General features: G+C 55.9%; 22 protein-coding genes. 11 read left to right on the top strand and 11 right to left on the bottom strand.

All coding sequences use genetic code 11. The features are described 5' to 3' along the window. The first annotated feature begins 7 nt into the window (after nucleotides 1–7). A complete protein-coding gene (locus FIV45_RS15780; protein WP_099473324.1) occupies nucleotides 8–823 on the top strand; it encodes a crotonase/enoyl-CoA hydratase family protein in 816 nt (271 codons plus the stop codon). Between the two features lie 43 nt (nucleotides 824–866). Here the strand turns inward: FIV45_RS15780 and FIV45_RS15775 are convergent, their stop codons facing one another. After that, nucleotides 867–1,601, bottom strand: coding sequence for a helix-turn-helix transcriptional regulator (locus tag FIV45_RS15775; protein WP_099473770.1), 735 nt, complete (start codon nucleotides 1,599–1,601; stop codon nucleotides 867–869). A 136-nt stretch (nucleotides 1,602–1,737) separates the two neighbouring features. Between FIV45_RS15775 and FIV45_RS15770 the strand changes: the two genes are divergently transcribed. Further along, nucleotides 1,738–2,346: a glutathione S-transferase family protein gene (locus FIV45_RS15770; protein ID WP_099473322.1), complete on the top strand. Its 609-nt coding sequence runs from the start codon at nucleotides 1,738–1,740 to the stop codon at nucleotides 2,344–2,346. Nucleotides 2,347–2,469: 123 nt separating this feature from the next. Here FIV45_RS15770 and FIV45_RS15765 read toward each other — a convergent pair whose 3' ends face one another. The 3 genes from FIV45_RS15765 to fsa form a co-directional block, all read right to left on the bottom strand. Then, nucleotides 2,470–3,432 (bottom strand): tyrosine recombinase XerC, encoded by a 963-nt coding sequence (locus tag FIV45_RS15765; protein ID WP_099473320.1) that lies wholly within the window; start codon nucleotides 3,430–3,432, stop codon nucleotides 2,470–2,472. Nucleotides 3,433–3,460: 28 nt separating this feature from the next. Continuing rightward, a complete protein-coding gene (locus FIV45_RS15760; protein WP_165777025.1) occupies nucleotides 3,461–4,174 on the bottom strand; it encodes a DUF484 family protein in 714 nt (237 codons plus the stop codon). Nucleotides 4,175–4,316: 142 nt separating this feature from the next. Continuing rightward, nucleotides 4,317–4,973, bottom strand: coding sequence for a fructose-6-phosphate aldolase (gene fsa / locus FIV45_RS15755; protein WP_099473316.1), 657 nt, complete (start codon nucleotides 4,971–4,973; stop codon nucleotides 4,317–4,319). A 168-nt stretch (nucleotides 4,974–5,141) separates the two neighbouring features. On the opposite strand from fsa, the gene FIV45_RS15750 reads away from it, so the two are divergent. Further along, nucleotides 5,142–7,361 (top strand): primosomal protein N', encoded by a 2,220-nt coding sequence (locus FIV45_RS15750; RefSeq protein WP_204602218.1) that lies wholly within the window; start codon nucleotides 5,142–5,144, stop codon nucleotides 7,359–7,361. Here the strand turns inward: FIV45_RS15750 and FIV45_RS15745 are convergent. After that, nucleotides 7,358–9,094 (bottom strand): asparagine synthetase B family protein, encoded by a 1,737-nt coding sequence (locus FIV45_RS15745; protein WP_099473313.1) that lies wholly within the window; start codon nucleotides 9,092–9,094, stop codon nucleotides 7,358–7,360. The genes FIV45_RS15750 and FIV45_RS15745 overlap by 4 nt on opposite strands. Before the next feature lie 323 nt (nucleotides 9,095–9,417). Here FIV45_RS15745 and FIV45_RS15740 point away from each other — a divergent pair, with 323 nt between their 5' ends. The 6 genes from FIV45_RS15740 to FIV45_RS15715 all read left to right on the top strand — a co-directional run bounded on the left by FIV45_RS15740 (nucleotide 9,418) and on the right by FIV45_RS15715 (nucleotide 15,633). Continuing rightward, the gene (locus tag FIV45_RS15740; RefSeq protein ID WP_204602216.1) at nucleotides 9,418–10,002 is read left to right on the top strand and encodes a F0F1 ATP synthase subunit delta; all 585 of its coding nucleotides are present in this window, start codon (nucleotides 9,418–9,420) and stop codon (nucleotides 10,000–10,002) included. Beyond that, nucleotides 10,002–11,531 (top strand): F0F1 ATP synthase subunit alpha, encoded by a 1,530-nt coding sequence (gene atpA, locus FIV45_RS15735; RefSeq protein ID WP_099473309.1) that lies wholly within the window; start codon nucleotides 10,002–10,004, stop codon nucleotides 11,529–11,531. Before FIV45_RS15740 ends, atpA begins: the two co-directional genes overlap by 1 nt. Before the next feature lie 72 nt (nucleotides 11,532–11,603). Beyond that, the gene (locus FIV45_RS15730) at nucleotides 11,604–12,482 is read left to right on the top strand and encodes a F0F1 ATP synthase subunit gamma (RefSeq protein ID WP_099473307.1); all 879 of its coding nucleotides are present in this window, start codon (nucleotides 11,604–11,606) and stop codon (nucleotides 12,480–12,482) included. 48 nt (nucleotides 12,483–12,530) lie between these two features. Continuing rightward, the gene (gene atpD, locus FIV45_RS15725) at nucleotides 12,531–13,955 is read left to right on the top strand and encodes a F0F1 ATP synthase subunit beta (RefSeq protein ID WP_099473304.1); all 1,425 of its coding nucleotides are present in this window, start codon (nucleotides 12,531–12,533) and stop codon (nucleotides 13,953–13,955) included. A 25-nt stretch (nucleotides 13,956–13,980) separates the two neighbouring features. Then, entirely contained in the window at nucleotides 13,981–14,388 is a 408-nt protein-coding gene (locus tag FIV45_RS15720) for a F0F1 ATP synthase subunit epsilon (RefSeq protein WP_099473302.1), read from the top strand. Between the two features lie 129 nt (nucleotides 14,389–14,517). Then, complete coding sequence (locus FIV45_RS15715) at nucleotides 14,518–15,633, top strand: esterase-like activity of phytase family protein (RefSeq protein ID WP_099473301.1); 1,116 nt, start codon at nucleotides 14,518–14,520, stop codon at nucleotides 15,631–15,633. Here FIV45_RS15715 and FIV45_RS15710 read toward each other — a convergent pair. Both FIV45_RS15710 and FIV45_RS15705 read right to left on the bottom strand, forming a co-directional pair. After that, complete coding sequence (locus FIV45_RS15710; protein WP_099473299.1) at nucleotides 15,630–16,328, bottom strand: DUF2461 domain-containing protein; 699 nt, start codon at nucleotides 16,326–16,328, stop codon at nucleotides 15,630–15,632. The genes FIV45_RS15715 and FIV45_RS15710 overlap by 4 nt on opposite strands. Before the next feature lie 8 nt (nucleotides 16,329–16,336). Continuing rightward, nucleotides 16,337–16,756 carry a GFA family protein gene (locus tag FIV45_RS15705; RefSeq protein ID WP_099473298.1) on the bottom strand — a complete coding sequence of 140 codons (420 nt, stop codon included), beginning with the start codon at nucleotides 16,754–16,756 and terminating at the stop codon, nucleotides 16,337–16,339. Between the two features lie 123 nt (nucleotides 16,757–16,879). Here FIV45_RS15705 and FIV45_RS15700 point away from each other — a divergent pair, with 123 nt between their 5' ends. Next, the gene (locus FIV45_RS15700; RefSeq protein WP_099473296.1) at nucleotides 16,880–17,263 is read left to right on the top strand and encodes a winged helix-turn-helix transcriptional regulator; all 384 of its coding nucleotides are present in this window, start codon (nucleotides 16,880–16,882) and stop codon (nucleotides 17,261–17,263) included. A gap of 3 nt (nucleotides 17,264–17,266) precedes the next feature. On the opposite strand, the gene FIV45_RS15695 is transcribed toward FIV45_RS15700, so the two are convergent. Together FIV45_RS15695 and FIV45_RS15690 are read right to left on the bottom strand one after the other, a co-directional pair. Next, the gene (locus FIV45_RS15695; RefSeq protein ID WP_099473295.1) at nucleotides 17,267–18,136 is read right to left on the bottom strand and encodes a hypothetical protein; all 870 of its coding nucleotides are present in this window, start codon (nucleotides 18,134–18,136) and stop codon (nucleotides 17,267–17,269) included. A 29-nt stretch (nucleotides 18,137–18,165) separates the two neighbouring features. After that, nucleotides 18,166–18,630, bottom strand: coding sequence for an RNA pyrophosphohydrolase (locus FIV45_RS15690; RefSeq protein ID WP_099473293.1), 465 nt, complete (start codon nucleotides 18,628–18,630; stop codon nucleotides 18,166–18,168). Between the two features lie 132 nt (nucleotides 18,631–18,762). Between FIV45_RS15690 and FIV45_RS15685 the strand changes: the two genes are divergently transcribed. Beyond that, complete coding sequence (locus FIV45_RS15685) at nucleotides 18,763–19,476, top strand: glutathione S-transferase family protein (RefSeq protein WP_099473291.1); 714 nt, start codon at nucleotides 18,763–18,765, stop codon at nucleotides 19,474–19,476. A gap of 9 nt (nucleotides 19,477–19,485) precedes the next feature. On the opposite strand, the gene FIV45_RS15680 is transcribed toward FIV45_RS15685, so the two are convergent. Continuing rightward, nucleotides 19,486–20,619 (bottom strand): divergent polysaccharide deacetylase family protein, encoded by a 1,134-nt coding sequence (locus FIV45_RS15680; protein WP_099473289.1) that lies wholly within the window; start codon nucleotides 20,617–20,619, stop codon nucleotides 19,486–19,488. Nucleotides 20,620–20,675: 56 nt separating this feature from the next. Beyond that, on the bottom strand, nucleotides 20,676–22,040 hold the full coding sequence (locus tag FIV45_RS15675) for a S41 family peptidase (protein ID WP_099473287.1): 1,365 nt from the start codon (nucleotides 22,038–22,040) through the stop codon (nucleotides 20,676–20,678).

The following is a 22,040-nucleotide window of genomic DNA, read 5'->3' as shown; positions in this document are numbered from 1 at the left end:
CTGCCCCATGGACTATCAATCCTTATCTCTGGAAATCGCGGATCATGTGGCGGTTGTCACCCTCAACAAGCCGGAGAAGATCAACGCCATGGGGGCGGATTTCTGGGACGAGTGCGGCGAGGTCTTTCGTCAGATCAATGACGATCCGGATGTGCGGGTGGCGATCATCGCCTCCACCGGCAAACATTTCACCGCCGGGATCGATCTCGGTTATCTCCAGTCGCTGCTGCCGCCGCAGGACGCCGACCCGGCCCGGGCGATGGATATGATGCGGCGCAAGATCAAATATCTGCAAGGTGCCTTTGAAGCGATTGACAACTGCCGGGTGCCGGTACTGGCGGCGGTTCAGGGCGGTTGTTTCGGCGCCGGGGTCGATCTGGTCTCGGCCTGTGACATGCGCTATGCCTCTGCGGACGCTTACTTTATCATTCAGGAAGTCAATATCGGCATGGTCGCCGATGTCGGCACCCTGCAGCGCATGCCGCGCCAGATCCCGGACGGCCTGATGCGCGAACTGGCCTATACCGGCCGCAAATATCATGCCGATGAAGCTTTCGCGACGGGGTATGTCACTCATGTGGCGGAGGATCATGAAGCCTTGCTCGCCCATGTCAAACAGATTGCCGCCACCATCGCCGCAAAATCTCCTCTGGCGGTCAGTGGCACCAAGGTGATGCTCAACCATACCCGCGATCACGGTCTGCAGGAAGGGCTGGATTATATCGCGTCATGGAACGCCGGCATGCTGTCTTTTCAGGATGTCATGAAAGGCGCCACGGCCGCCCTGACCAAAAGCACCGCAGCATTTGACGATCTGATGTAGAGCTCGCCTTTGAGGCCCGGAAGCATGTCTAGAGCGGCTATGCCTAAATTGTTTGATAAAACGGCATGTACATATCTGTGAACATATTTTTTGGGCGAAGTTGGAAGCGGCTGTCAACAAGTCGCGCCTTCTTAATGCGATCAATTCGGAACACACGGGATGACAACCGAAGGTGATCCCAGGCGATGATATACCATATGGGCCAATTCAGCAGTATATACTGCGCCTCAATCACGCGAAGAGTGCGTTCTCCTGCCTCGGATTGATAGTCTATCTCCACGCAATTCTGTTGTAAAAATGATTCCGCCAGACTCTCGGAAATTCGCCGTGCCGGTGGCGTGTAATGAGATACTATGTTTGCTTTCGCATTGTCGCCAATCATTATACGTTTACGGATATTGCTGACGGTGCTCCGCTGCTGTTGAGGGAAGGCCTGGAAAAGCTTTTGCTTGATAGCTTTCAGATTGCCCGTTAGCAAGGGGGATTGCAGGGACTCCATAATCGCTAAGGAGAGGATCAATTCAACGACCTCCTGATGGTTTAAATTCAGGCGCTCAATTCCCCACCTGCCATTCAAACGAATGCCACCCCCACGCCCCCTGTCCGATTCAATGGGATAACCGGCAAGCCTGAGTTCTGCCAGCTCACGCATCAATGTACGCTGGCTAATACCCAGATGTTCGCGTAAGTCTGAGGTCTTCCAGTGTTCCTCAGATCGAAGCAGGCCGATGAGGCGGTTACGCCGCTCAGCACGTTGGTCAAAGCTGGTGTTTGTCATGAATTTAATATGCCATATAACGGCATAAATAACCATATACTTCAAACCACCGGGAATATTTCACGCTAAATGGAAATAGCCCCTGATCATCAATTTATCTTTCAACCTGGCCACTTGGCTATGAGGACCTCTAAACATGAAGCACTACTTTAATCCAATGAGCAGGGCAGTCACGACTGACTGGATGCTCAAAGAACTTGATGCGCCGCACGAGCAAATCATCATCGACTTTACAACGGACGAGAAGAGTTTGCCGGACTTTCGGAAAATCAATCCGATGGGTAAGCTGCCTGTCCTTGTGGATGGGGAAACAGTGGTGACGGAGGTGGCTGCCATCTGCGCATATCTCGCTGACAAGTTTCCGGAAAAGAGGCTTGCCCCTGCCATAGGTTCTGTTGATCGGGGGGCTTATTACCGCTATCTGTTTGTCGCAGGCAACACAATTGAGCCCGCATTTTCTCTCGCAGCTTCTGGCCTAGAGCACCCCGATCCCAGATCGGCTGGATGGGGAGATATGCCTCGGGTCTTGGCAACTGTAGAAGCCATGACCCCCGAAACCGGGTGGGCGCTTGGTGCGCAATTCACCGCTGCTGACGTCGTTTTTGGCGGCCTGCTGGACTTCTCAATGGCCTTTAGTTTGATCGATGCATCCCCCAAGGTTGCAGCCTATGTAGCGCGTATCCGGCAACGGCCGTCTTATCGAGAAACCCATAGAGCCTTCATCGAAATGGCCGGAGAAAAATAGTAACTCTTTTCAGATAATATTGGGTGTCCTTTTATGCAGGGCCCCCTTCCTCGTCATTCCATTGCAGGATGGAAACCATCTTTCTTTGGGGGCCTCAGGGGATGACGCTTTTCTTTTGGCCCGTCACTCTTCCCGCGCTCGCGGGTGGGCGTTGCGATAGACATCCATCAGATAGGCGGTGTCCACCTCGGTGTAATGCTGGGTGGTGGCCAGAGACGCATGGCCGAGCAATTCTTGTATCGTACGCAGATCGCCGCCCTTGGTCAGCAAATGGGTGGCGAAACTGTGGCGCAGGGCGTGGGGGGTGGCGGACGGCGGCAGGCCAAGACGGGCGCGCAGTCTTTCCATTGAAAGCTGTATCATGCGGGCATTGAGGCGGCCGCCGCGGGCGCCGACGAATAACGGCCCGTCGGGGAGAAGGCCATAGGGGCAACTGCGGCGATAGGCCTCGACCGCCTGCGTCACCACCGGCAACAACGGCACCAGCCGTTCCTTGTTGCGTTTGCCGCGCACGGTCAGCATATCGCCATTGGCGCCCGGTTCGGGCCAGTCGCGGCCATTGAGCCCCAGAGCCTCCGAAATCCGCAAGCCTCCACCATAGAGCAGGGTGAGCACCGCGATATCCCGGTCGCCGATCCAGCCCTCCGGGGCGAAATCGCCGGCATGGGCGAGGCTGTCCCGCGCCTTGTCCTCGGGAATCGGGCGCGGCAGACGGCGGGGTAGTTTCGGGGCGCTGATGGCGTCGATCGCGTCATTTTCGAGAATGGCGTTCTGACGCAAAAATTTAAACAGGGCCCGGACGGCGCTCAAATTGCGGGCGAGCGAGGCGGCGGTCAGGCCGTCGCGGCGGCGTTTGGCGAGGTAGGCCCTGAAATCGACCGGGGTAAGGGTTTTGAGATCCCGGGGGGCCGGGGCGTGGCCCAAATGGTTGGCTAGGAACAGAAAAAAGCTGTGGACATCGCGCTGATAGGCGGCCGCGGTATGATCGGAAACCCGCCGTTCAACCCGTAAGTAGTCTAGCCAGCGCTCGAACAGCGGGCGCAGCGCCGGATAGGTCAGATGAAATTCGGGGGCCTGTTGTGTCATGCGCCGACTATAACAACAGAGAGGCTGTTTAGTCGAGAAAATGAATCAGGCGGGCCTGAAAGGCGGCCTGGAGAAAGCGCAGGAGTTCGGTGCCCTGTCCGGGGGTGAAGAAGGCTTCGTCGCGGCTGCCGAAGGCCAGGAGCCCGGCCGGGGTCAGGTCGCTTTCAGGTAGGCGGATCAGGGCTTCTGCCTTGATCAGGGGCGTTGCCGGGCCGAAAATATCGCCATTGGCGCTGATGTCGCCGCGCAGGGTGGCGTCCTGATCGATCCCGAGAAGGTCATCGACCATGCCCGCCGACAGGCGGCGAATATTGCTGTTTTCCGGCAGATTCCGGCCCTGCTCGAAACAGATGCTGATGCTGTCGACCTGCAGCATATCGACCCAGTCCTGACTGACCATATGGCAGAGATGATCAAGGCTTTCGGCTTCCAGCAGCGCCAGTACGGCATCGTGAATCCGGGCCTGGGTGGTCATGTTACTACGTGAGGCGTGAATGAGGGAGCCTTGCACATCGCTAAGTTCGGCGATTTCGCTTTGCAGTCGGTCGAGAAGCACGGCCTGAAAGTCGACGATGCCGTCGGCGCGCGGGGCGCGTTCGGGCTTGAGCAGCGCCAACAGGTCTTTATTGTGATCAAAGAAGGCCGGGTGGGCGACAAGATACTGGCGCACCTCGTCTTCAGTTAATGCACGGGGGGCTTTGACGGTGCTGGCTTTCTGAGTGGTTTTGGCCTTGTCTGACACGTGTTTTTCGTCCTGCTGTTGGCGGCTTATCGATTGTTGAAACCATTCTAGCAAAAAAGGGATTACGATTTGGTTATCGCAACCCCTCTTTTGAATTATCTTAACATTAAATTGTCATTATTTTAAAGCCTGCAGGCAGAGATTATTTGGCAATCGTCTGGCCGGTTTTTTCCCAGTCGGAGACAAAAGCCGCGAGCCCATTGGCTGTCAGCGGATGATTGAACATCTGGCGCAATACTTTGGCCGGCAGGGTCACCACATCGGCGCCGATGCGGGCGCTTTCGACGATATGGATCGGATGGCGGGTGCTGGCGACCAGAATCTGGGTGGCGAACTGATAGTTATCATAGATCAGCCGGATGTCTTCGATCAACTGCATGCCGTCGAAGCCGACATCGTCATGACGTCCGACGAAGGGGGAAATGAAGGTCGCACCGGCTTTGGCGGCGAGCAGCGCCTGGGCAGAAGAGAAACACAGGGTGACATTGACCATCTTGCCCTGATCGGTGAAATGTTTACAGGCGCGCAAACCATCAACGGTCAGCGGCACTTTCAGGGCGATATTGTCGGCGATGTCATAGATATGGGCGGCTTCGCGCAGCATGCCGTCGTAATCGGTGGCGGCAACTTCCGCGCTGACCGGGCCATCGATTAGATCACAGATTTCCTTGGTGACTTCAAAATAATCGCGGCCGGATTTCAGGATCAGCGACGGATTGGTGGTCACCCCGTCCACAAGCCCTGTGGCCGCCATTTCCCGAATCTCGTCAATTTCCGCCGTATCCAAAAAGAACTTCATGTTCCAACCTTTCACTTATAAAAAATCATCCCGCAGGGCCTGTTGCCGCAAAGGGATATTGCTTGTGGTCCGTTTTATAATATAGTGGCGAAAAATAACAGTCTTAAATTATGGCATCATGGGGCGCACGCGTCATAATGCCGTCTCAAACTGCAGGTGGAATTGATTTTGTCAGCCTTGTTTCCGTCCAAACGCATTCAGGTCTTGTTGCCTTTGCCGCTCGCTGGGCCCTTCGACTATCTGGTGGAAGGCGATCTGATGTCGGGTGCGGGGGATCTTCTGGTGCGGCGCGGGGACTTCGTCTCTGTGCCGCTGGGCAGTCGGGTTTTGCAGGGGGTGGTCTGGGATATCGCGCCGCCGGAAACCGATGTGCCGGCGGCCAAGCTGAAACCGGTCTATGACCGCCTTGATCTGCCGCCCCTGCCGGAAAGCCTGCTGAAATTTATCGACTGGGTGGCGAGCTATAGTCTGGCGCCTCTGGGCGCGGTGCTGAAAATGGCGGTCAGCGTACCGCGGATGTTCGACAAGGCCAAGATCAAGACCCTCTATCGTCTGACGGCGGCGCTGCCGGAAAAACTCACCGAAGGCCGCCGGGCGGTGGTGGATGCGGCGCTGGGGGACATGCCGATGACTTTAAAGGACTGGGCCGAACTGGCGGCGGTGGGCGAAGGCGTCGTGCGCGGCATGGTTAAGGCTGGTCAGATGGTCGCGGTCGAGGTCAAGGGCGACGCCCCCTATCCCGCGCCGGACCTGTCCCTGCCAGCCCCGCGCCTGTCGCCGGATCAGCAGGAGGCGGGGGATCATCTGCGCGGCCTGGTGAAAGCCCACAGTTTCGGTCCGGTGCTGCTAGAGGGCATCACGGGGTCGGGCAAGACGGAGGTCTATTTCGAGGCGGTGGCCGAAGCTTTGGAGAAGCCCGGCGGGCAGGTGCTGGTGCTGGTGCCGGAAATCGCCCTGACCGCCCAGTGGCTCGATCGCTTTCAGACGCGATTCGGGGCGGAGCCGGTGGTCTGGCATTCGGAACTGACCCCGGTGCAGCGCCGCCGCGCCTGGTGGGCGGTGGCGGAACGGGATGAAAAATTTCGTGCACGGGTGATTGTCGGGGCGCGTTCGGCGTTGTTCCTGCCGTTTCAGGACCTGCGGCTGATTGTGGTGGATGAGGAACATTCCCCCACCTTCAAACAGGAAGACGGCGTGATGTATCATGGCCGCGACATGGCGGTGGTGCGGGCGATGCAGGGACAGTGTCCGGTGGTGCTGGCCTCGGCGACGCCGTCGCTGGAAACCCTGCTCAATGCTCAGGCCGAGAAATATGACTGGCTTTATATGGGCGAGCGTCACGGCCCGGCGGTGCTGCCCGATATGACGGCGATTGATCTGCGCCAGCATAAGCTCGCGAGCGGCATCTGGCTGTCGGACCCCTTGCGCGATGCGCTGGCGGAAAATCTGGCGCGGGGGGAGCAGTCATTGCTCTATCTTAACCGGCGCGGTTATGCCCCGCTGACCCTATGCCGCAGCTGCGGTCATCGCATGGAATGTCCCCATTGTTCGGCCTGGCTGGTGGAACATAAAAAGGGCGCACGTCTGACCTGTCATCATTGTGGCTATAATTGCCGCACGCCGGACAGCTGCCCCGAATGCAAGGCGGAAGGCGCCATGGTCGCCTGCGGACCGGGGGTGGAGCGGGTGGCGGAAGAATTGCAGGATCTGTTCCCGGAAGGCCGCATCGCGCTGCTCGCCAGTGACGAGATTGCCTCACCGGCGGAATTGCGGGCCGTGATTCGCGCGATCGAAGATCACGAGGTCGATTTTATCGTCGGCACCCAGATCGTCACCAAGGGCTATCACTTTCCCCTGCTGACCCTGGTCGGGGTGGTCGATGCGGACCTCGGGCTGGGCGGTGGGGACCCCAGAGCAGCGGAACGCACCTGGCAGCAGCTTGAACAGGTGGCGGGCAGGGCAGGGCGGGCGGAACATCCGGGCCGGGTGCTGCTGCAGAGCTATAGTCCTGAACATCCGGTGCTGCAGGCGTTGCTGTCCGGCGACAGTCAGGCGTTCCTCGAACAGGAAGCCCATGCGCGGGAGCAGCAGAATTTGCCGCCTTTTGGCAAGCTGGCGGCGATCATTGTCTCGGGCGCGGATTTCAACGGCGTGGCCAAGAGCGCCCGGCGCATCGCCGCCCTGGCGCCGAAGGATGCGGGCCTGACGGTGCTTGGCCCGGTGCCGGCCCCCATGGCTTACCTGCGCGGCAAGAATCGCTTTCGTCTGCTGATCAAGGCGGACAAAGCGGTACGGCTTCAGAAAATCATGGCCGGCTGGCTCGATAAATGCCCACTGGAACGCGGCGTCAGCCTGCAGGTCGATATCGATCCCTATAGCTTCTTTTAGAGCGCAAAATGTGAGAAGAGATATTCCATACTGAGGATTCGGGCGCGCAGGCCCGGATCCTTGACCTGATCCATGGTGAAATAATCCTGCATATAACGCAGGTCATCAGGGAAAATGTCCCGGAGATAAGCGGGGTTCAGGGTGGCCGGGATGGTAACGTCGGCCATCCGGTGCTGAAGCGCGTAGCTATAGCGCCGCAAACTGGTCGGGCGATAATAGGTCAGCAGATTTTTGAATTTGGTTTTTGTCGGCACCGGCTGATCAAAGGCATAGCCATAATCGGAAGGATAGGCGGCGAGGGCGGGGCTGATCGCTTTGATGAGCGCCGCCTGAAAGTAGCCGTGATTCTTCGGTGCGCGCGGCAGGCGCAGGGCCTGCTGGATCATCTGGTGCGAAATAAACGGCGTCAGGTAATCACCAAGGCGACTGTTGTTGTTATTGTCGCGGCAGGTCCAGTAGCGCAGCCGGAAGGCGGGATAGGCATATTCCACCTGGGCCCGGCTGAGTTTATTGCAGGTGGCCCCGAGGGCGGTTTGAATTTTATCGTGCAGAGCGGCGCGATAATCGGCTTCTTTAAAAGCCGGGCCACCAATGCAGGGGCGATAACGGCTGTAAAAACTGTTGATCAGGTCGCTGACGGTGAAGCGGCCGCCGGTAAGCGGATGTTCGGGCAGATAGAAGAAATTGCGGAAGATTTCGCCGCCGCCGCCATTAAAGATCATATGTTGGCCGCCGGCGCGGGCCCGCCGGGTCGCCATATTGGCGCCGAAATCGAAGATACTCTCACCGGGCAGGCCATCCAGCGCAAAAAAATTATCCTGCACCACGTCAGGATACACTTCCGGTGGCGGGGTGAGGTGGGTGCTCTTGTCGGTATGGTCGAGCGGGAAGCCTTCGCCGGCGGCAATGGTGCGGGCAACCTGTACATCGAGGCTGTCCGGCGGACCGTAGACATAGACCCCCGGCGTGACGCCGGCTTCCTGCAATAATGCCAGCATAAGACGCGAATCATAGCCGCCGGACAGGGCGGTGCGAATCCGGTCGCCATAGGTCTGCGCCACAGGCCGGACGCTGGCTTTCAGCATCTCGGCGGTTTCCTCCACCAGATCGGCTGTCGGGCGGGGGCTGGTGTCAAACTGCAGGGAGAGGGGTTTCGGCAGCGCTTTGAGCCCGTCCGGGGTAAATTCAAACAGGCGCTGGGCGTCGAGACTGGTGACCTCGTGAAACACCGTATCCTGGCCGTAGGTGGTCTCCTGAAAGGCATATTCATAGATGGCCTGGGGATTTGGGGTAAGTTTCTGACTGGCCGTTGCGGCGGCGAGGAAGGAGGAGGACCAGAAGCTGGCGTCGCTATTCTGATAGACCCGGTTGCCGCCCAGAGGATCGGTGAGCAGAAAAAGCCGGCCGGCTTTCTGGAGAATCACTGTGAAAATGCCGTTGTAATCGCCGGGGCGGTATTTTTCCGGCGAAAAATCGTTTAGCAAGGCTTTCAGCGCCGAAGGCCCCATTTGCCCGTTATAAATAAAAGTGCCGGACGATCCGCAAAAATCGCCGTTGTCCGTGGTGATGACATTTGATGTGGCGGAGAGCTGCTTGGGATAAAAGGCGATCTCGTAAGAATCGTGGAGCCGAAGAATCGGGTCATGGGACCCCTGGCTGGCGAGACATTGCCGGGCGGCGTCAATCCGGTCTGCCGGTGCGTTCTTTCTGTGATGTAGGGTAAAATCCCCCATACGGTAATCCCTTTTGCCGAAGTTCTTGTCGTGGCCTGACTATAAATGGTTTTTCCTTTTACCGGCAATATATTAAAACATTGCTTAATCCCGACCTATTGGTTTTTCAGCAGAGGAAATATGCGCTGGATATGAGGATTGCCGTAACGCATGCCATAACGCGGGTTAAAAAAAGCCTCCTTGGTCCATTTGCTGTCTTGCAGTCTTCAGATCACTGTGCTAGGTATCGCGCCATTAAAGATATGTTTAGTCAGTTGATCGGGTTGCGTAAAGGCGATTACGGTTTTCGGGCTTGAGAGCAATTCAAACTCGAGGAAGACGCGTTGTCATCTAATATGGCTTCAAATATTGTTTCCGAAAACCTGACGATCACAGGCCTTGCCGGCCGTTACGCGATTGCGTTGTTCGATCTGGGTCGTGAAACAAAAGTGCTGGATAAAGTTGCGAAAGATATGGCGACCCTGTCCGCGCTCCTTAAGGAAAGCTCAGATCTCGTAGGTCTGACTTTAAATCCTGTATTCTCCTCCGAAGATAAGGCACGTGCGGTATCCGCCGTAGTTTCCGCCGCCAAGCTGGATAAGCTGGTGGCGAATTTCGTTGGGGTCGTGGCTGAAAATGGCCGCCTGGACCAATTGCAGAATATTATTACTGAATTCAACAGAATTCTCGCCCACCATAACGGTGAAGTGAGTGCTTCTGTGGTGACGGCGCACAAGCTGACGAAAGCTCAGCTTGACGCCTTGAAGGCCAAATTAAAATCAATGGTCGGCAGTGATGTGAATGTGGAAACAGAAGAAGACGAAAGCCTCCTTGGGGGCATGGTCGTTCAAATCGGTTCCCGCATGATCGATTCATCCCTGAAGACTAAACTTGCTAATCTTGAAGAATCAATGAAAGAGGTTGGATAATGGACATCCGTGCAGCGGAAATATCTAAGATCCTGAAAGAGCAAATTGCCAATTTTGGTGAGGAAGCTGAAGTTTCAGAAGTTGGTAAGGTACTGTCCGTCGGTGACGGTATCGCTCGTGTATATGGTCTTGATAATGTTCAGGCCGGTGAAATGGTTGAATTTCCCGGCAAGATCATGGGCATGGCTCTTAACCTCGAAGCCGATAATGTCGGGGTCGTGATCTTTGGATCTGACCGTGACATTAAAGAAGGCGACACGGTTAAGCGTACCGGGAGTATTGTGGACGTGCCTGTTGGCCGTGGCCTGCTGGGTCGCGTTGTTGACGCGCTCGGGAACCCGATTGACGGTAAAGGCCCGCTCACAGATGTGACCCGGACCCGCGTGGAAGTTAAGGCCCCTGGCATTATCCCGCGTAAATCCGTGCATGAGCCTGTGCAGACCGGCCTTAAAGCGGTTGACAGCCTGGTGCCGATTGGCCGTGGCCAGCGCGAGCTGATCATTGGTGACCGTCAGACCGGTAAAACCGCTGTTGCGATTGATACTTTCCTTAACCAGAAAGAAGTCAACGCCGGTGATGACGAGAGCAAAAAACTCTACTGTATCTATGTTGCGGTTGGCCAGAAGCGCTCAACTGTTGCTCAGATCGTGAAAGCTCTGGAAGAGCGTGGCGCCATGGAATATTCCATCGTTGTCGCCGCGACCGCCTCCGAGCCTGCGCCTCTGCAGTTCCTGGCACCTTATACCGGAACCGCGATGGGTGAATTCTTCCGCGACGGCGGCATGCATGCCGTGATAGTTCATGACGATCTGTCGAAACAGGCTGTGGCCTATCGTCAGATGTCCCTGTTGCTGCGCCGTCCTCCGGGGCGTGAAGCTTATCCGGGTGACGTTTTCTATCTTCATTCCCGTTTGCTCGAACGTGCGGCGAAAATGAATGACGCCAATGGCAATGGTTCCCTGACGGCTCTGCCGATCATTGAAACCCAGGCCGGTGACGTGTCCGCCTATATTCCGACCAACGTGATTTCCATTACCGATGGTCAGATCTTCCTGGAAACAGAACTCTTCTATCAGGGTATTCGTCCAGCGATTAACGTGGGTCTGTCCGTGTCTCGTGTGGGTTCATCCGCCCAGACCAAAGCCATGAAACAGGTTTCCGGCTCCATTAAACTGGAACTGGCGCAATATCGCGAGATGGCGGCTTTCGCCCAGTTCGGGTCCGACCTTGACGCCGCGACACAGCAGTTGCTGAACCGTGGCGCCCGTCTGACGGAATTGCTGAAACAGCCACAATATTCACCGATGTCTGTAGCCGAACAGGTTGTGTCCATCTTCGCCGGCGTGAATGGTTACCTCGACAAAGTCGACGTGTCCGCCATTGGCCGCTTTGAAGAAGCATTGATTGCCGAGATGCATTCTCAGCATAAAGATGTTCTGGATGCGATTAACGCTGAAGGCAAGGTTTCCGATGACAGTAAGGCCAAGCTGAAATCTGTTCTCGAAAACTTCGTGAAGAATTTTGTCTAAGGATCATTCTGGTCCCGACGCAGGTCGGGACCAGGCTTCTTTTAGAACTTAGTAATTTTAGGAAAAGTCAGTATGGCTAACCTTAAAGATCTCAGAAACCGGATCACAAGTGTGCAAAGCACACAGAAGATCACCAAGGCCATGAAAATGGTTGCGGCCTCCAAGTTGCGTCGGGCACAGGAAGCGGCTGAAGCGGCACGTCCATACGCCGAGCGTATGGAAAGCGTTTTGGCGTCTCTGGCCTCCAGCATGGTTGACCAGCCTGGTGCGCCCAGACTTTTGGGCGGGACGGGTAGTGATCAGGTACAGATGGTTGTCGTGGCAACCTCTGAGCGCGGCTTGTGTGGCGGGTTTAACACCAATATCGTTAAAGGCGCCCGGGCCAAGATCGCACGTTTGATTGCCGAAGGTAAAGATGTCAAAATCGTCACCATCGGTAAAAAAGGCGCGGGTTCTCTGAAACGTGAATTCAGCGGCCGGATTGTCAAGCATTTCGATATGTCCCATGTGAAGCGTTTGGGATTTGCCGATGCCTCGCCGGTGACCGACTATCTGCTTAAGGCTTTTGAAGATGGCGAATTTGATGTGTGTTCACTCTTTTATGCCAAATTCCAGTCGGCCCTGACCCAGATTGTGACTGACCAGCAATTGATCCCGGCGTCTTTCGATGCGGACAAGGTTGTTGATCTGAACAACGGCGCTTACGACTATGAGCCGGACGAAACAGAAATTTTGGAAGAGCTTCTTCCCCGTAACCTCGGGGTGCAGCTGTTCCGGGCATTGCTAGAAAATGCCGCCAGTGAGCAGGGATCCCGGATGACCGCTATGGATAGCGCCACCCGGAATGCCGGTGATATGATTGACAGCCTGCGGACCACTTACAACCGGACCCGTCAGGCCGTGATTACAAATGAATTGATTGAGATTATTTCGGGCGCGGAAGCGCTCTGATAACGTTTAAATTGGAGCGAGGGCCCAGGCCCCGGGAGTTGAAATAAAATGACAGCAAAGAATATCGGTCGCGTCAGCCAGATCATTGGTGCCGTTGTTGACGTAAAGTTCGACGGCGACTTGCCAGCTATTCTGTCCGCGCTTGAAACGGATAACAACGGCAACCGCCTTGTTCTCGAAGTCGCCCAGCATCTGGGTGAAAACGAAGTCCGCACGATCGCCATGGACAGCACAGACGGTTTGGTCCGCGGTAACCCTGTATCTGATACAGGCGCGCAGATTTCCATTCCGGTAGGTCCGGAAACACTGGGCCGGATCATGAACGTTGTGGGCGAACCCATTGACGAACGTGGCCCGATCGGCACAAAACAGGTTGCGCCTATTCATGCGGATGCGCCGGCCTTTGCCGACCAGTCCACAGAATCAGAAATTCTTGTGACCGGCATTAAAGTGGTTGACCTGCTCGCCCCTTATTCCAAAGGCGGCAAGATCGGCCTGTTTGGCGGCGCGGGTGTTGGTAAAACCGTTTTGATCATGGAATTGATCAACAACATCGCCAAAGGCCACGGTGGTTACTCTGTTTTCGCCGGGGTTGGTGAACGGACCCGTGAAGGGAACGATCTGTACCATGAGATGATCGAATCAAACGTGATCGACCTCGAAGGCGACAAGTCCAAAGTGGCTCTGGTGTATGGCCAGATGAATGAGCCTCCCGGGGCGCGTGCTCGTGTGGCCCTGTCCGGTTTGACGGTTGCGGAATATTTCCGTGATCAGGAAGGTCAGGACGTGTTGTTCTTCGTGGATAACATTTTCCGCTTCACACAGGCCGGCGCCGAAGTGTCCGCGCTGCTGGGCCGTATCCCGTCCGCTGTGGGCTATCAGCCAACACTGGCGACTGACATGGGTACGCTTCAGGAACGTATTACATCGACAAACAAAGGATCGATTACATCCGTGCAGGCGATTTATGTGCCAGCCGATGACTTGACCGACCCGGCCCCTGCGGCTTCCTTTGCCCATCTGGATGCGACAACCGTTCTGAACCGTGCGATTTCTGAAAAAGGGATTTATCCTGCGGTGGATCCGCTTGATTCAACATCCCGTATTCTGTCTGCCGACGTGGTTGGGGAAACCCACTACAAGGTGGCTCGTGAAGTTCAGGAAATCCTTCAGAAGTATAAATCCCTGCAGGACATCATTGCCATTCTCGGCATGGACGAACTGTCCGAAGACGACAAAATCGTTGTGGCCCGCGCCCGTAAGATCGAGCGTTTCATGTCACAGCCGTTCCATGTGGCCGAGGTCTTCACCAACATGCCAGGTAAATTTGTTGAGCTGGAGGTTACCATCAAGAGTTTCCGTGAAATCCTTGACGGCAAGCACGACGATCTTCCTGAAGCAGCCTTCCTTATGGTCGGTGGCATTGAAGAAGCCGTGGCGAAAGCCCAGAAAATGGCGGCTGACGCCGCTTAATTGCATTAGCTAGAAGGAAGCCGGAATGGCCGAAAAGTTACATTTCGAACTCGTTTCACCGGAAAGACTGCTGATGTCCTCGGATGTGGACATGGTCGTGGTGCCGGGCGTTGAGGGAGACTTTGGTGTGTTGATTGATCACGCACCGGCGGTGTCCACTTTGCGGGCCGGTATTCTGGAAGTGCATAACGGCGATGAGCCGCAACGTCTGTTGGTGCGCGGCGGCTTTGCCGAAGTGAACCCGGAAGGTTTGACGGTTCTGGCTGAGGAAGCGACCCCGCTTGGTGAAGTTGACCGGGCGGCGCTGGAAGCGCAGTTGAAGGACGCCAACGAAGATGTGGCCGACGCCAAGGACGACGCCCAGCGGGCGGAAGCCGAAAAAGCGCGCGACCGGTTGGTTGAGCTTCTCGGTGTACTGGACCTTGCCGCTTAAAACGCTGTCTCTGAGACGATAAAATTTAAAACCCCGCGAAAATCACTTTCGCGGGGTTTTTTGTTGTAAAAAATGACCAGTTGGTCAAGATAGCGCTTGAAGATCATTATACCTACGTGAGGGGCTGTTATGAGGACTAGAATCGCAACGTTACTCGGGCTTTGGGCGTTATTTCTGACGCCGTCGGTTTCGGCCTCGGCGGAGGACATCGCGCTCGCCTATATCGGGCAGCAGGTGATCCCACATGGTTTTATGTATAAGGACACGACGGTCGGGGGGCTGTCGGCGCTGGATTATAATCCGGTAACCGGGCGTTATGTGGCGATCTCGGATGACCGATCAGATCGCAACCCGGCGCGTTTTTACGAGCTGGAACTGACCTTCGACGAGACCGGCTTTCCCGGATGGCATCTTGTTGACCGGCATTTCATCAGGCGGCCGGATGGCAGTTTCTTTCCGCGCCCGACCATGATGGGCGAGACGAGCGTCGATCCGGAAGCCCTGAAACTTGCCCCCGGCGGTCAGAGTTACTTCTGGACCAGCGAAGGACATGCCCAACATCGCGTGGCCCCTTTTATTCGTGAAATGGCCCTTGATGGCCGCTATATCAGAGATCTGAGCCTGCCGGCGAAATATCTGCTCAATGATGCGGGCAGTAACGGGGTGCGGGACAATCTGGCGTTTGAGGCCCTGACGATTAACAGGGACGGGAAATCCCTGACGGTGTCCACCGAAGGGCCACTGGTGCAGGACGCGGCGGAGGCGACGGCCGGTCATGGCGCGCCGGTGCGCTTCCTGACCCTGGACATTGCGACGGGAAAGCCGGTGGCGGAACATATCTATCCGGTCTCGCCGGTGCATCGCGAGAGCCTGCCCTTTGGCAATTTCTCGGTCAATGGCGTGGTGGCGATTCTGGCGCTGGATCAGCAGAAATATATCGTGATGGAGCGGTCCTTCTCCACCGGCGCCGGCCTGTCGGTGAAACTCTATCTGGCGGATATGACGGCGGCGACTGACGTCTTGGCGCTGGACAGCCTCGCGGGGCAGACGGTTACGGCGGCGGAAAAGACCCTTCTGCTTGATCTTGGCAGCCTGGGAATAGCGATTGACAATCTGGAAGGTATGGCCTTTGGCAAGCCGCTTGACGATGGCCGCCGAACGGTTCTGCTGATATCTGATGACAATTTCCGCGCGGCCCAGATCACACAGATTCTGGCCTTTGTCGTTGAGGGCGAGACCCGTTAGAATTCGCTGCCAACCGCATCCGATATAAACTGCATCAGCGGAATTGCGGCGGTGAAGGTGGCGACGACCTCATCCACAAAAGCGTTGCTCCGAACAACCGGGTCGTCATCGAACGTCCGCATGGCGAAAAAACTCTTGCGTTTGAGATCCTCCATATGGGGGCTGTCGTCAGGAAAGCCGCGCGGCGGGCGTTTCAGGCTGTCGCCCCGCACCCCGTCAAAGGTCGCTTGAAAATCCTGGTTTTCCAGCACCGCCTGCCATTTTCTGGGCCGGGTGGCGATGCGCTCGCGGATTTGACGCAGGCTGTCACCAGGGGGCAGCCAGATGCCCCCGCCGCACATCACGTTGCCGGGTTCCAGATGGACATAAAAGCCCGGGGCGTGGGCGTCTTTTCCCATGTGGTGGCGGAACTGGGCCGCGGCATGTTCTTTATAGGGGCGTTTGTCCTTTGAAAAGCGGACATCGCGGTAAATGCGAAACATAGAGCCCTTGTTGGGTCTTGGGTCGGCATTGTAATGGGGGGAAATCTCGTGCAGTTTTGGGGCGATGGCCGTAATGAAAGCGCTGATCGGCGCGACCACATCTTGCTGGTAACGGGCTTTATTATCCGTGAACCAGTCGCGGTTGTTATTCTGTTTCAGTTCAGCAAAAAAGGACCAGAAGGCGGGGCCGAACCCGGTGAAAGTTTCTGTCATAACATCACCTATGCGCCGGGTATCGGGGGCATTTCAGGAAAGGCGGGTATGCCAGTAGCCGGTTGATCCCAACTGAGCGCCCGGGAGCTATAGACCACCATTTGCGCGGCGAAAACCTCAGGGTCGTCCAGCAGATTGACTGCGATTCCCCGGCCCTCGGGCAGAGCGTCATTCTCCTGATACACCAGACAGCCGCAGGTGCCGCAGAAATGCTTGGTAATCTTATGGCCGCTGTCGGCTGTCCAGGAATAGCGGGACAAATCCCCCGTCACCGTCAAGGCGTCGGCGGGGAGGAGTATTAGAGAGCCATGGCCTGTGGTACTGGATTTTCGGCAGTTTTGACAATGGCAATGGGCGGTGAAGAGCGCCTCCGTATCAGCGTGATAAGACGCCTTGCCGCACATGCAGGAACCTGTGAAATTGGTCATGATCTTTTCCCTTCAATGGTTTCATATATATATTTTTTTAGGTTACTTGTGAAAGTGAAGTCACTGAAGTATATCAAGCGAATTTAACTTTGCAAGCCAAATGAAAGCCTGTAGAATTGTCCCATGTATGAGATTAAAGATGATGACACGCGGCTGGCAGGACTGCGCTCGTCCTGCCCGATTTCCATCGCGTTGGACGTGGTTGGCGACAAATGGACCCTGATTATCCTGCGGGATCTGTTAATGGGCAAGACGCGCTATAAACAGTTTCAGGAAAGCCCTGAAAAAATCCCGACCAGTATCCTGGCAGACCGCCTGAAACGATTGGAGAAACTCGATTTTCTCGAAAAGAGACTCTATCAGGAGAAACCGAAAAGATACGAGTATCTCATCAGAGAGAGGGGTCGGGACATGATTCCGGTGCTCCATGAAATCAGTCGCTGGTCCGTGAAACATGCGGCGGACTGCTGGCAACCCCCGGAACGTTTTTGGGATTTGAAACCTTGAATGTTACGACAGGGATGACCTGAATTCCGCGCAGCCACAATGGCGATAGAAACTTGAGGTCAGAGAACAGAGCGCCGCCAGGGGCAGGGTAATCAGTGGTGCTGTGAGATAAACAAACAGATACATCATATCCGGGTTGGGGGCCGTGCCATTGATCAGGTCAATCTGCCAGAAATGATCGGCGGCCCAGATCAGGGCGCCGTCGAGCGCCAGCAGGGGGCTTATGACGAGTATTGTCGCGATCAGCATGCGAAAGGTGTTCTTGCGGGTCATGCGCCAGGAAACAGTGAACCCTAACGTCTTGCCGATGGACTGGGCCGCGAAGGCCATGCTGAGACGCAGACCTATAATCAGCAGGAAGCAGACGACAATCAGGGCGCCGATGCTATAGAGGGCGGCTTCCATCTGTCCCAGTTCGGATATGGTGCCGGCCATGGCGGCGGATTCCGTATTGATGCGCAGATAGACGATGCCAGCCGTCATCAGAACGGCGGTTACCAGGCCAAAACCAAAAAAGATCAATGAATGGCTGATGACATTGAGGCTGCGGGTGATCAAAGGCCATATTTTGCGCCGGATCAGATGTTCCGGCCCTAGAAGATACAACCGGTGCCATAATATGATCACCGGAAAAGCCCAGATGAATGTGGTGAGCACCAGCAATGTGAAAGACAGATTAAAGCCTTCCGGCAAGGGCTGGTCGCGGGCGGTAACCGAAAAGACGGTGTCAAGACCGCCGAGGAACCCGGCCAGACAGAAAGGCAGGGCGGCGACCAGCGCAATGAGGATGTGCTGGAGCTTGTAATGCCACAGGCAGCTGTATGCCTGTTTTACAGCGGAAAGGATACAAAGCTTGGTGCATTCAATTTGCATGGTTCAGTCTCATGTCCGAAACGACGATCTCACGCCCATTTGCCAAAACGGTCAACCAGCTTCTGATACAGCGGCTTTTTGAAAGCGACAATGGTCTCCGGCAATTTTTCCATATCAAGCCAGCACCATTCAGAAAATTCGGGGTGGGTGGTTTCAATATTGATGTCTCCGTCGGTGCCTTTATACCGCAGGACAAACCATTTCATCTTCTGGCCGCGATACTTGCCTTTCCAGACCTTGCCAATCAGATGGTCCGGCAGGTCATAGGTGAGCCAACCGTCATATTCATCAACGATTTCAGCATTACGGGTGCCGATTTCTTCTTCCATTTCGCGAAAGGCTGTGGTGGCCGGGTCCTCGCCTTCATCTACGCCGCCCTGGGGCATCTGCCAGGCTTCTACCAGGGTATCAATTCGTTTGGCGACAAAAACCTTATTGTCCTGGTTGAGCAACATAATACCAACGCAGGGGCGATAGGGGAGTTCAGATGTCATACATTCATACTGCTGTTATTTATTTTCACACGGTACTATAAACCGCTTTCCTGGTGGGATCAAAAAAACTTTACTTGTCAAAAGAACATACATAGAACATAGTCTGCTTATTTTGAATTTCAGGAGAAGATTATGATTGAACTGTTTAAATTCGGCGCCCTTGGAAAAGTATGTGACCCCAGTCCTTTTTGCGTAAAAGTCGAAACCTATCTCAGGATGACGGATCAGCCATATGAGGTGCATACCGGGGCGCACCTTCTCCGCAGTTCGCCGAAATCCAAGCTGCCCTATATCAGGGATGGGGGAAAAATTGTCGCGGATTCGACGTTTATCCTGCATTATCTGGAAGCCAGGCAGGACGAAAGCCTTGATGGTCACTTGACGCCGGAGCAGCAGGCCATCGCCCATGGCATGACCAAGATGATTGATGAAAACCTCTATTGGACTTTGGTGCATGGTCGCTGGATTCTTGATCATAACTGGGTGATCATCAGCAAATTGTTCTTTGGCAGTTTGCCTTTCCCTTTGAAGCTGTTCGTGCCGAATATGGTGCGCAAGAATGTGCGCCGCCGCCTGAAGGAACATGGTATCGGACGGCACAGCAGTCAGGAAATTACTGAAATCGGGTCGTGGGATCTAAAAGCCCTGTCCGACTTTCTGGGGAATAAGACTTATTTCTTCGGGGACAAGCCCAGCACGCTTGATGCGGCGGTCTTTGGTTTCATGTCTCAGATGGTGTTGTCCGACGCCTTCAGCGCCCCGATTATTGATGTGGCGCGCAGCCATGCCAACCTGGTGCGTCATACGCATGCCATACAGGATAAATATTTCCCCGAACTGGTATAACAGAAGGGTTTAACGCACCGGCTGGCGGTTGGCGATGGCGGTAATGGGCACCAGTTCGATGCCGCGCTCTTCCAGATCCCGGGCCCAGGCGGCGATTTCACGAATGCTGAGAGGCAGCGCCCGGGCGACGCCGACGGCAACGCCCATGGACCGCGCCGTGTTTTCCAGTTGGGTCAGATTGCGGGTAATTTCCGCAGAGCTGATCTGGTTATCGATATAAAGATTATTGATCGCCCGCGGCATGGTGCTGCGACGCGCCAGTTTGGCGGCAACACTGAAGCGGGTAGACCGCGAATCGAGTAACATCAATCCCCGCGCTTTCAGATCATCAATAACCGGCTGGACATCTTCTTCGGAGGCGGTGAATTTGGAGCCCATTTCATTAATTACGCCGACATAACCGGTGACCTGGGACAGCAGCCAGTCGAGCTTTTTCAGGTTATCGCGGCTGGAGGCGCCGGCGAGCAGCGTATGCGGGCCGGGATCATTCTCGGGGTAGCGCAGGGGCTCCGTCGGGATCATCAGAAAACCTTCATGCCCGTAGGCCCGGGCCTTGTCCATCCAGTCTTGCAGTTTGCGGCCATAGGGGGAAAAGCCGAGATCAACCTCTCCCGGAAGTGTGGTGATGGCGAGGTCGCTTGCTTTACTGTTGAGGCCGATACCGGTGACGATGATCGCCACCTTTGGCCGGGTATCGCTCATATCATGGGGGCGGGCGTAAGACTGCCAGGCGACCAGTGAATCCGGTCCCAGCACCGGCAAAGGTCCGTTGGCGCCCTGCATGATCAGCCCGTCGATGGGCGCGGGTACCAAGGCCATTCGGCCGGATGACTCGCTGTCCTTTCCGATCTCGGGCGCAGGGGCGTCCAGAGGGTTGGTAACGGGGGCTTTTTCTGCGGACGGGGCATGATCTGCCGGGGCGTCATCAGGCAGGGCGATGATGACCGGCCTATCTTGAAGGGCATATTCCTGATCCACAGCGGGGTCCGCGGCCGGTCTTTCCTCTGTCGCATCGGGATTGGCCGCCAGGGTCAGCCAGATGGCGCCTGCACCCAGGATGACAAAGACCAGCACCCAGGCCGCAACCAAAGGCCGCACGGTTCGACTGCGAGTCATGCTCAAGAGTTCAGGCGCGTCTTGCATTTTCCTTTGACCCTGTTACAGGCATCCCCTTATGGACTGTTTTTGTCCTGTTGTGTTTAATGTACGTTGCGCGCGATGGCCATGCCATGCAAGAGATTAATTGCATAATTGAGCTGGTAATCATCTTTTGCGGTTGTAAGTTTTGTGGCCTCGGCTTTTTTATCGCTTTTGGCTTCATCCGGTTTAGCGGGTTTTTCCGCTGCGGCAGGCTCTGTTGCTTTTTCTTCGTCTTCCTCAACGGCGTCATCATCTGTGGACGCGTTAGGGTTGGCGAGGCTGCCGCGCAGATCACTTTCGGCCCGACGGCGGCTGTCCAGTGTGATCGCTTTTTCGAAGCGAATCTGTTCGACCAGAACGTCAGGGGTGATGCCGTCCCCCTGAATGCTGTTGCCGGACGGGGTGAAATAGTAGGCGGTGGTCAGACGCATGGCGCCGTCAGGACCCAGCGGGAAGACAGTCTGCACGGACCCCTTGCCGAAGGTTTTGGTGCCCACGACCACGGCGCGGCGGTGATCCTGCAAGGCGCCGGCGACGATTTCAGACGCCGAAGCCGACCCCCCGTTGACCAGAACGATCAGCGGCTTGCCATCGATCAGGTCGCCGCGACGGGCTGGATAACGCTGCACATGCTCATCGTTACGGGTGCGGGTGGATACCACTTCGCCCCGTTCCATGAAAGCGCTGGACACGGCGATGGACTGGTTCAGCAGCCCGCCGGGGTTGTTGCGCAGGTCAAGCACGACGCCTTTGAGATTGTCGCCGAGTTCTTCCTTGATTTCGTTCAGGGCTTCAATCAGGCCCCCTTCAGTTTTCTGTGTGAAGGAGGAAATCCGGATGTATCCCACTTCTCCCTCCAGCCGGTGCCGGACGGATTTGATGACGATGGTGTCCCGGGTCAGGGTGATTTCCAGCGGGGCCTTTTCGCCCTTGCGGATCACGGTGACGGTGATATCGGTGCCCACTTCGCCTTTCATCAGATCAACGGCTTCTGTCAGGGTCAGGCCCATGACCTGTTCGCCGTCAAGTTTGGTGATGTAGTCGCCTGCCTGAATGCCGGCGCGGGACGCAGGGGTGTCATCGATGGGGGAGACAACGCGGACGACACCCTTGTCGAGGGTGACTTCCATGCCAAGTCCGCCATATTCGCCCTTGGTCTGCACCTGCATGCCTTCGAAGCTTTTGGCGTTCAGGTAGCTGGAATGCGGGTCGAGGGAGCTGAGCATGCCGTTGATGGCGGCTTCAATCAGTTCCTCATCGGTGACTTCGCGGACATATTGGGCGCGGATTTTTTCGAAAACATCGCCAAACAGATTGAGCTGCTTATAAGTGTCCGAGCTTTTGCCTTGGGATGTGGTTGTCCCGAACAGGGCAACGCTCCCGAGCGCCAGGGCAGCTATAAGGGTGACAGCATGTTTTCTCAT

Origin of the sequence: Paremcibacter congregatus (genome assembly GCF_006385135.1) — a bacterium.
In the GTDB taxonomy this organism is placed as follows: domain Bacteria; phylum Pseudomonadota; class Alphaproteobacteria; order Sphingomonadales; family Emcibacteraceae; genus Paremcibacter; species Paremcibacter congregatus.
Note: the sequence above shows the minus strand (reverse complement) of the source record. Positions and strands in the feature narration are given on the sequence as shown.

Excerpts from the sequence above, each read along its gene's own strand:
- FIV45_RS15690 (WP_099473293.1), bottom strand. The coding sequence starts at position 18,630 with ATGACATCTGAACTCCCCTATCGCCCCTGCGTTGGTATTATGTTGCTC.
- FIV45_RS15685 (WP_099473291.1), top strand. The coding sequence starts at position 18,763 with ATGATTGAACTGTTTAAATTCGGCGCCCTTGGAAAAGTATGTGACCCC.
- atpA (WP_099473309.1), top strand. The coding sequence starts at position 10,002 with ATGGACATCCGTGCAGCGGAAATATCTAAGATCCTGAAAGAGCAAATT.
- FIV45_RS15775 (WP_099473770.1), bottom strand. The coding sequence starts at position 1,601 with ATGACAAACACCAGCTTTGACCAACGTGCTGAGCGGCGTAACCGCCTC.
- FIV45_RS15780 (WP_099473324.1), top strand. The coding sequence starts at position 8 with ATGGACTATCAATCCTTATCTCTGGAAATCGCGGATCATGTGGCGGTT.
- FIV45_RS15730 (WP_099473307.1), top strand. The coding sequence starts at position 11,604 with ATGGCTAACCTTAAAGATCTCAGAAACCGGATCACAAGTGTGCAAAGC.
- FIV45_RS15765 (WP_099473320.1), bottom strand. The coding sequence starts at position 3,432 with ATGACACAACAGGCCCCCGAATTTCATCTGACCTATCCGGCGCTGCGC.
- FIV45_RS15745 (WP_099473313.1), bottom strand. The coding sequence starts at position 9,094 with ATGGGGGATTTTACCCTACATCACAGAAAGAACGCACCGGCAGACCGG.
- FIV45_RS15715 (WP_099473301.1), top strand. The coding sequence starts at position 14,518 with ATGAGGACTAGAATCGCAACGTTACTCGGGCTTTGGGCGTTATTTCTG.
- FIV45_RS15675 (WP_099473287.1), bottom strand. The coding sequence starts at position 22,040 with ATGAGAAAACATGCTGTCACCCTTATAGCTGCCCTGGCGCTCGGGAGC.
- FIV45_RS15700 (WP_099473296.1), top strand. The coding sequence starts at position 16,880 with ATGTATGAGATTAAAGATGATGACACGCGGCTGGCAGGACTGCGCTCG.
- FIV45_RS15695 (WP_099473295.1), bottom strand. The coding sequence starts at position 18,136 with ATGCAAATTGAATGCACCAAGCTTTGTATCCTTTCCGCTGTAAAACAG.
- FIV45_RS15680 (WP_099473289.1), bottom strand. The coding sequence starts at position 20,619 with ATGCAAGACGCGCCTGAACTCTTGAGCATGACTCGCAGTCGAACCGTG.
- FIV45_RS15710 (WP_099473299.1), bottom strand. The coding sequence starts at position 16,328 with ATGACAGAAACTTTCACCGGGTTCGGCCCCGCCTTCTGGTCCTTTTTT.
- fsa (WP_099473316.1), bottom strand. The coding sequence starts at position 4,973 with ATGAAGTTCTTTTTGGATACGGCGGAAATTGACGAGATTCGGGAAATG.
- FIV45_RS15770 (WP_099473322.1), top strand. The coding sequence starts at position 1,738 with ATGAAGCACTACTTTAATCCAATGAGCAGGGCAGTCACGACTGACTGG.
- FIV45_RS15705 (WP_099473298.1), bottom strand. The coding sequence starts at position 16,756 with ATGACCAATTTCACAGGTTCCTGCATGTGCGGCAAGGCGTCTTATCAC.
- FIV45_RS15720 (WP_099473302.1), top strand. The coding sequence starts at position 13,981 with ATGGCCGAAAAGTTACATTTCGAACTCGTTTCACCGGAAAGACTGCTG.
- atpD (WP_099473304.1), top strand. The coding sequence starts at position 12,531 with ATGACAGCAAAGAATATCGGTCGCGTCAGCCAGATCATTGGTGCCGTT.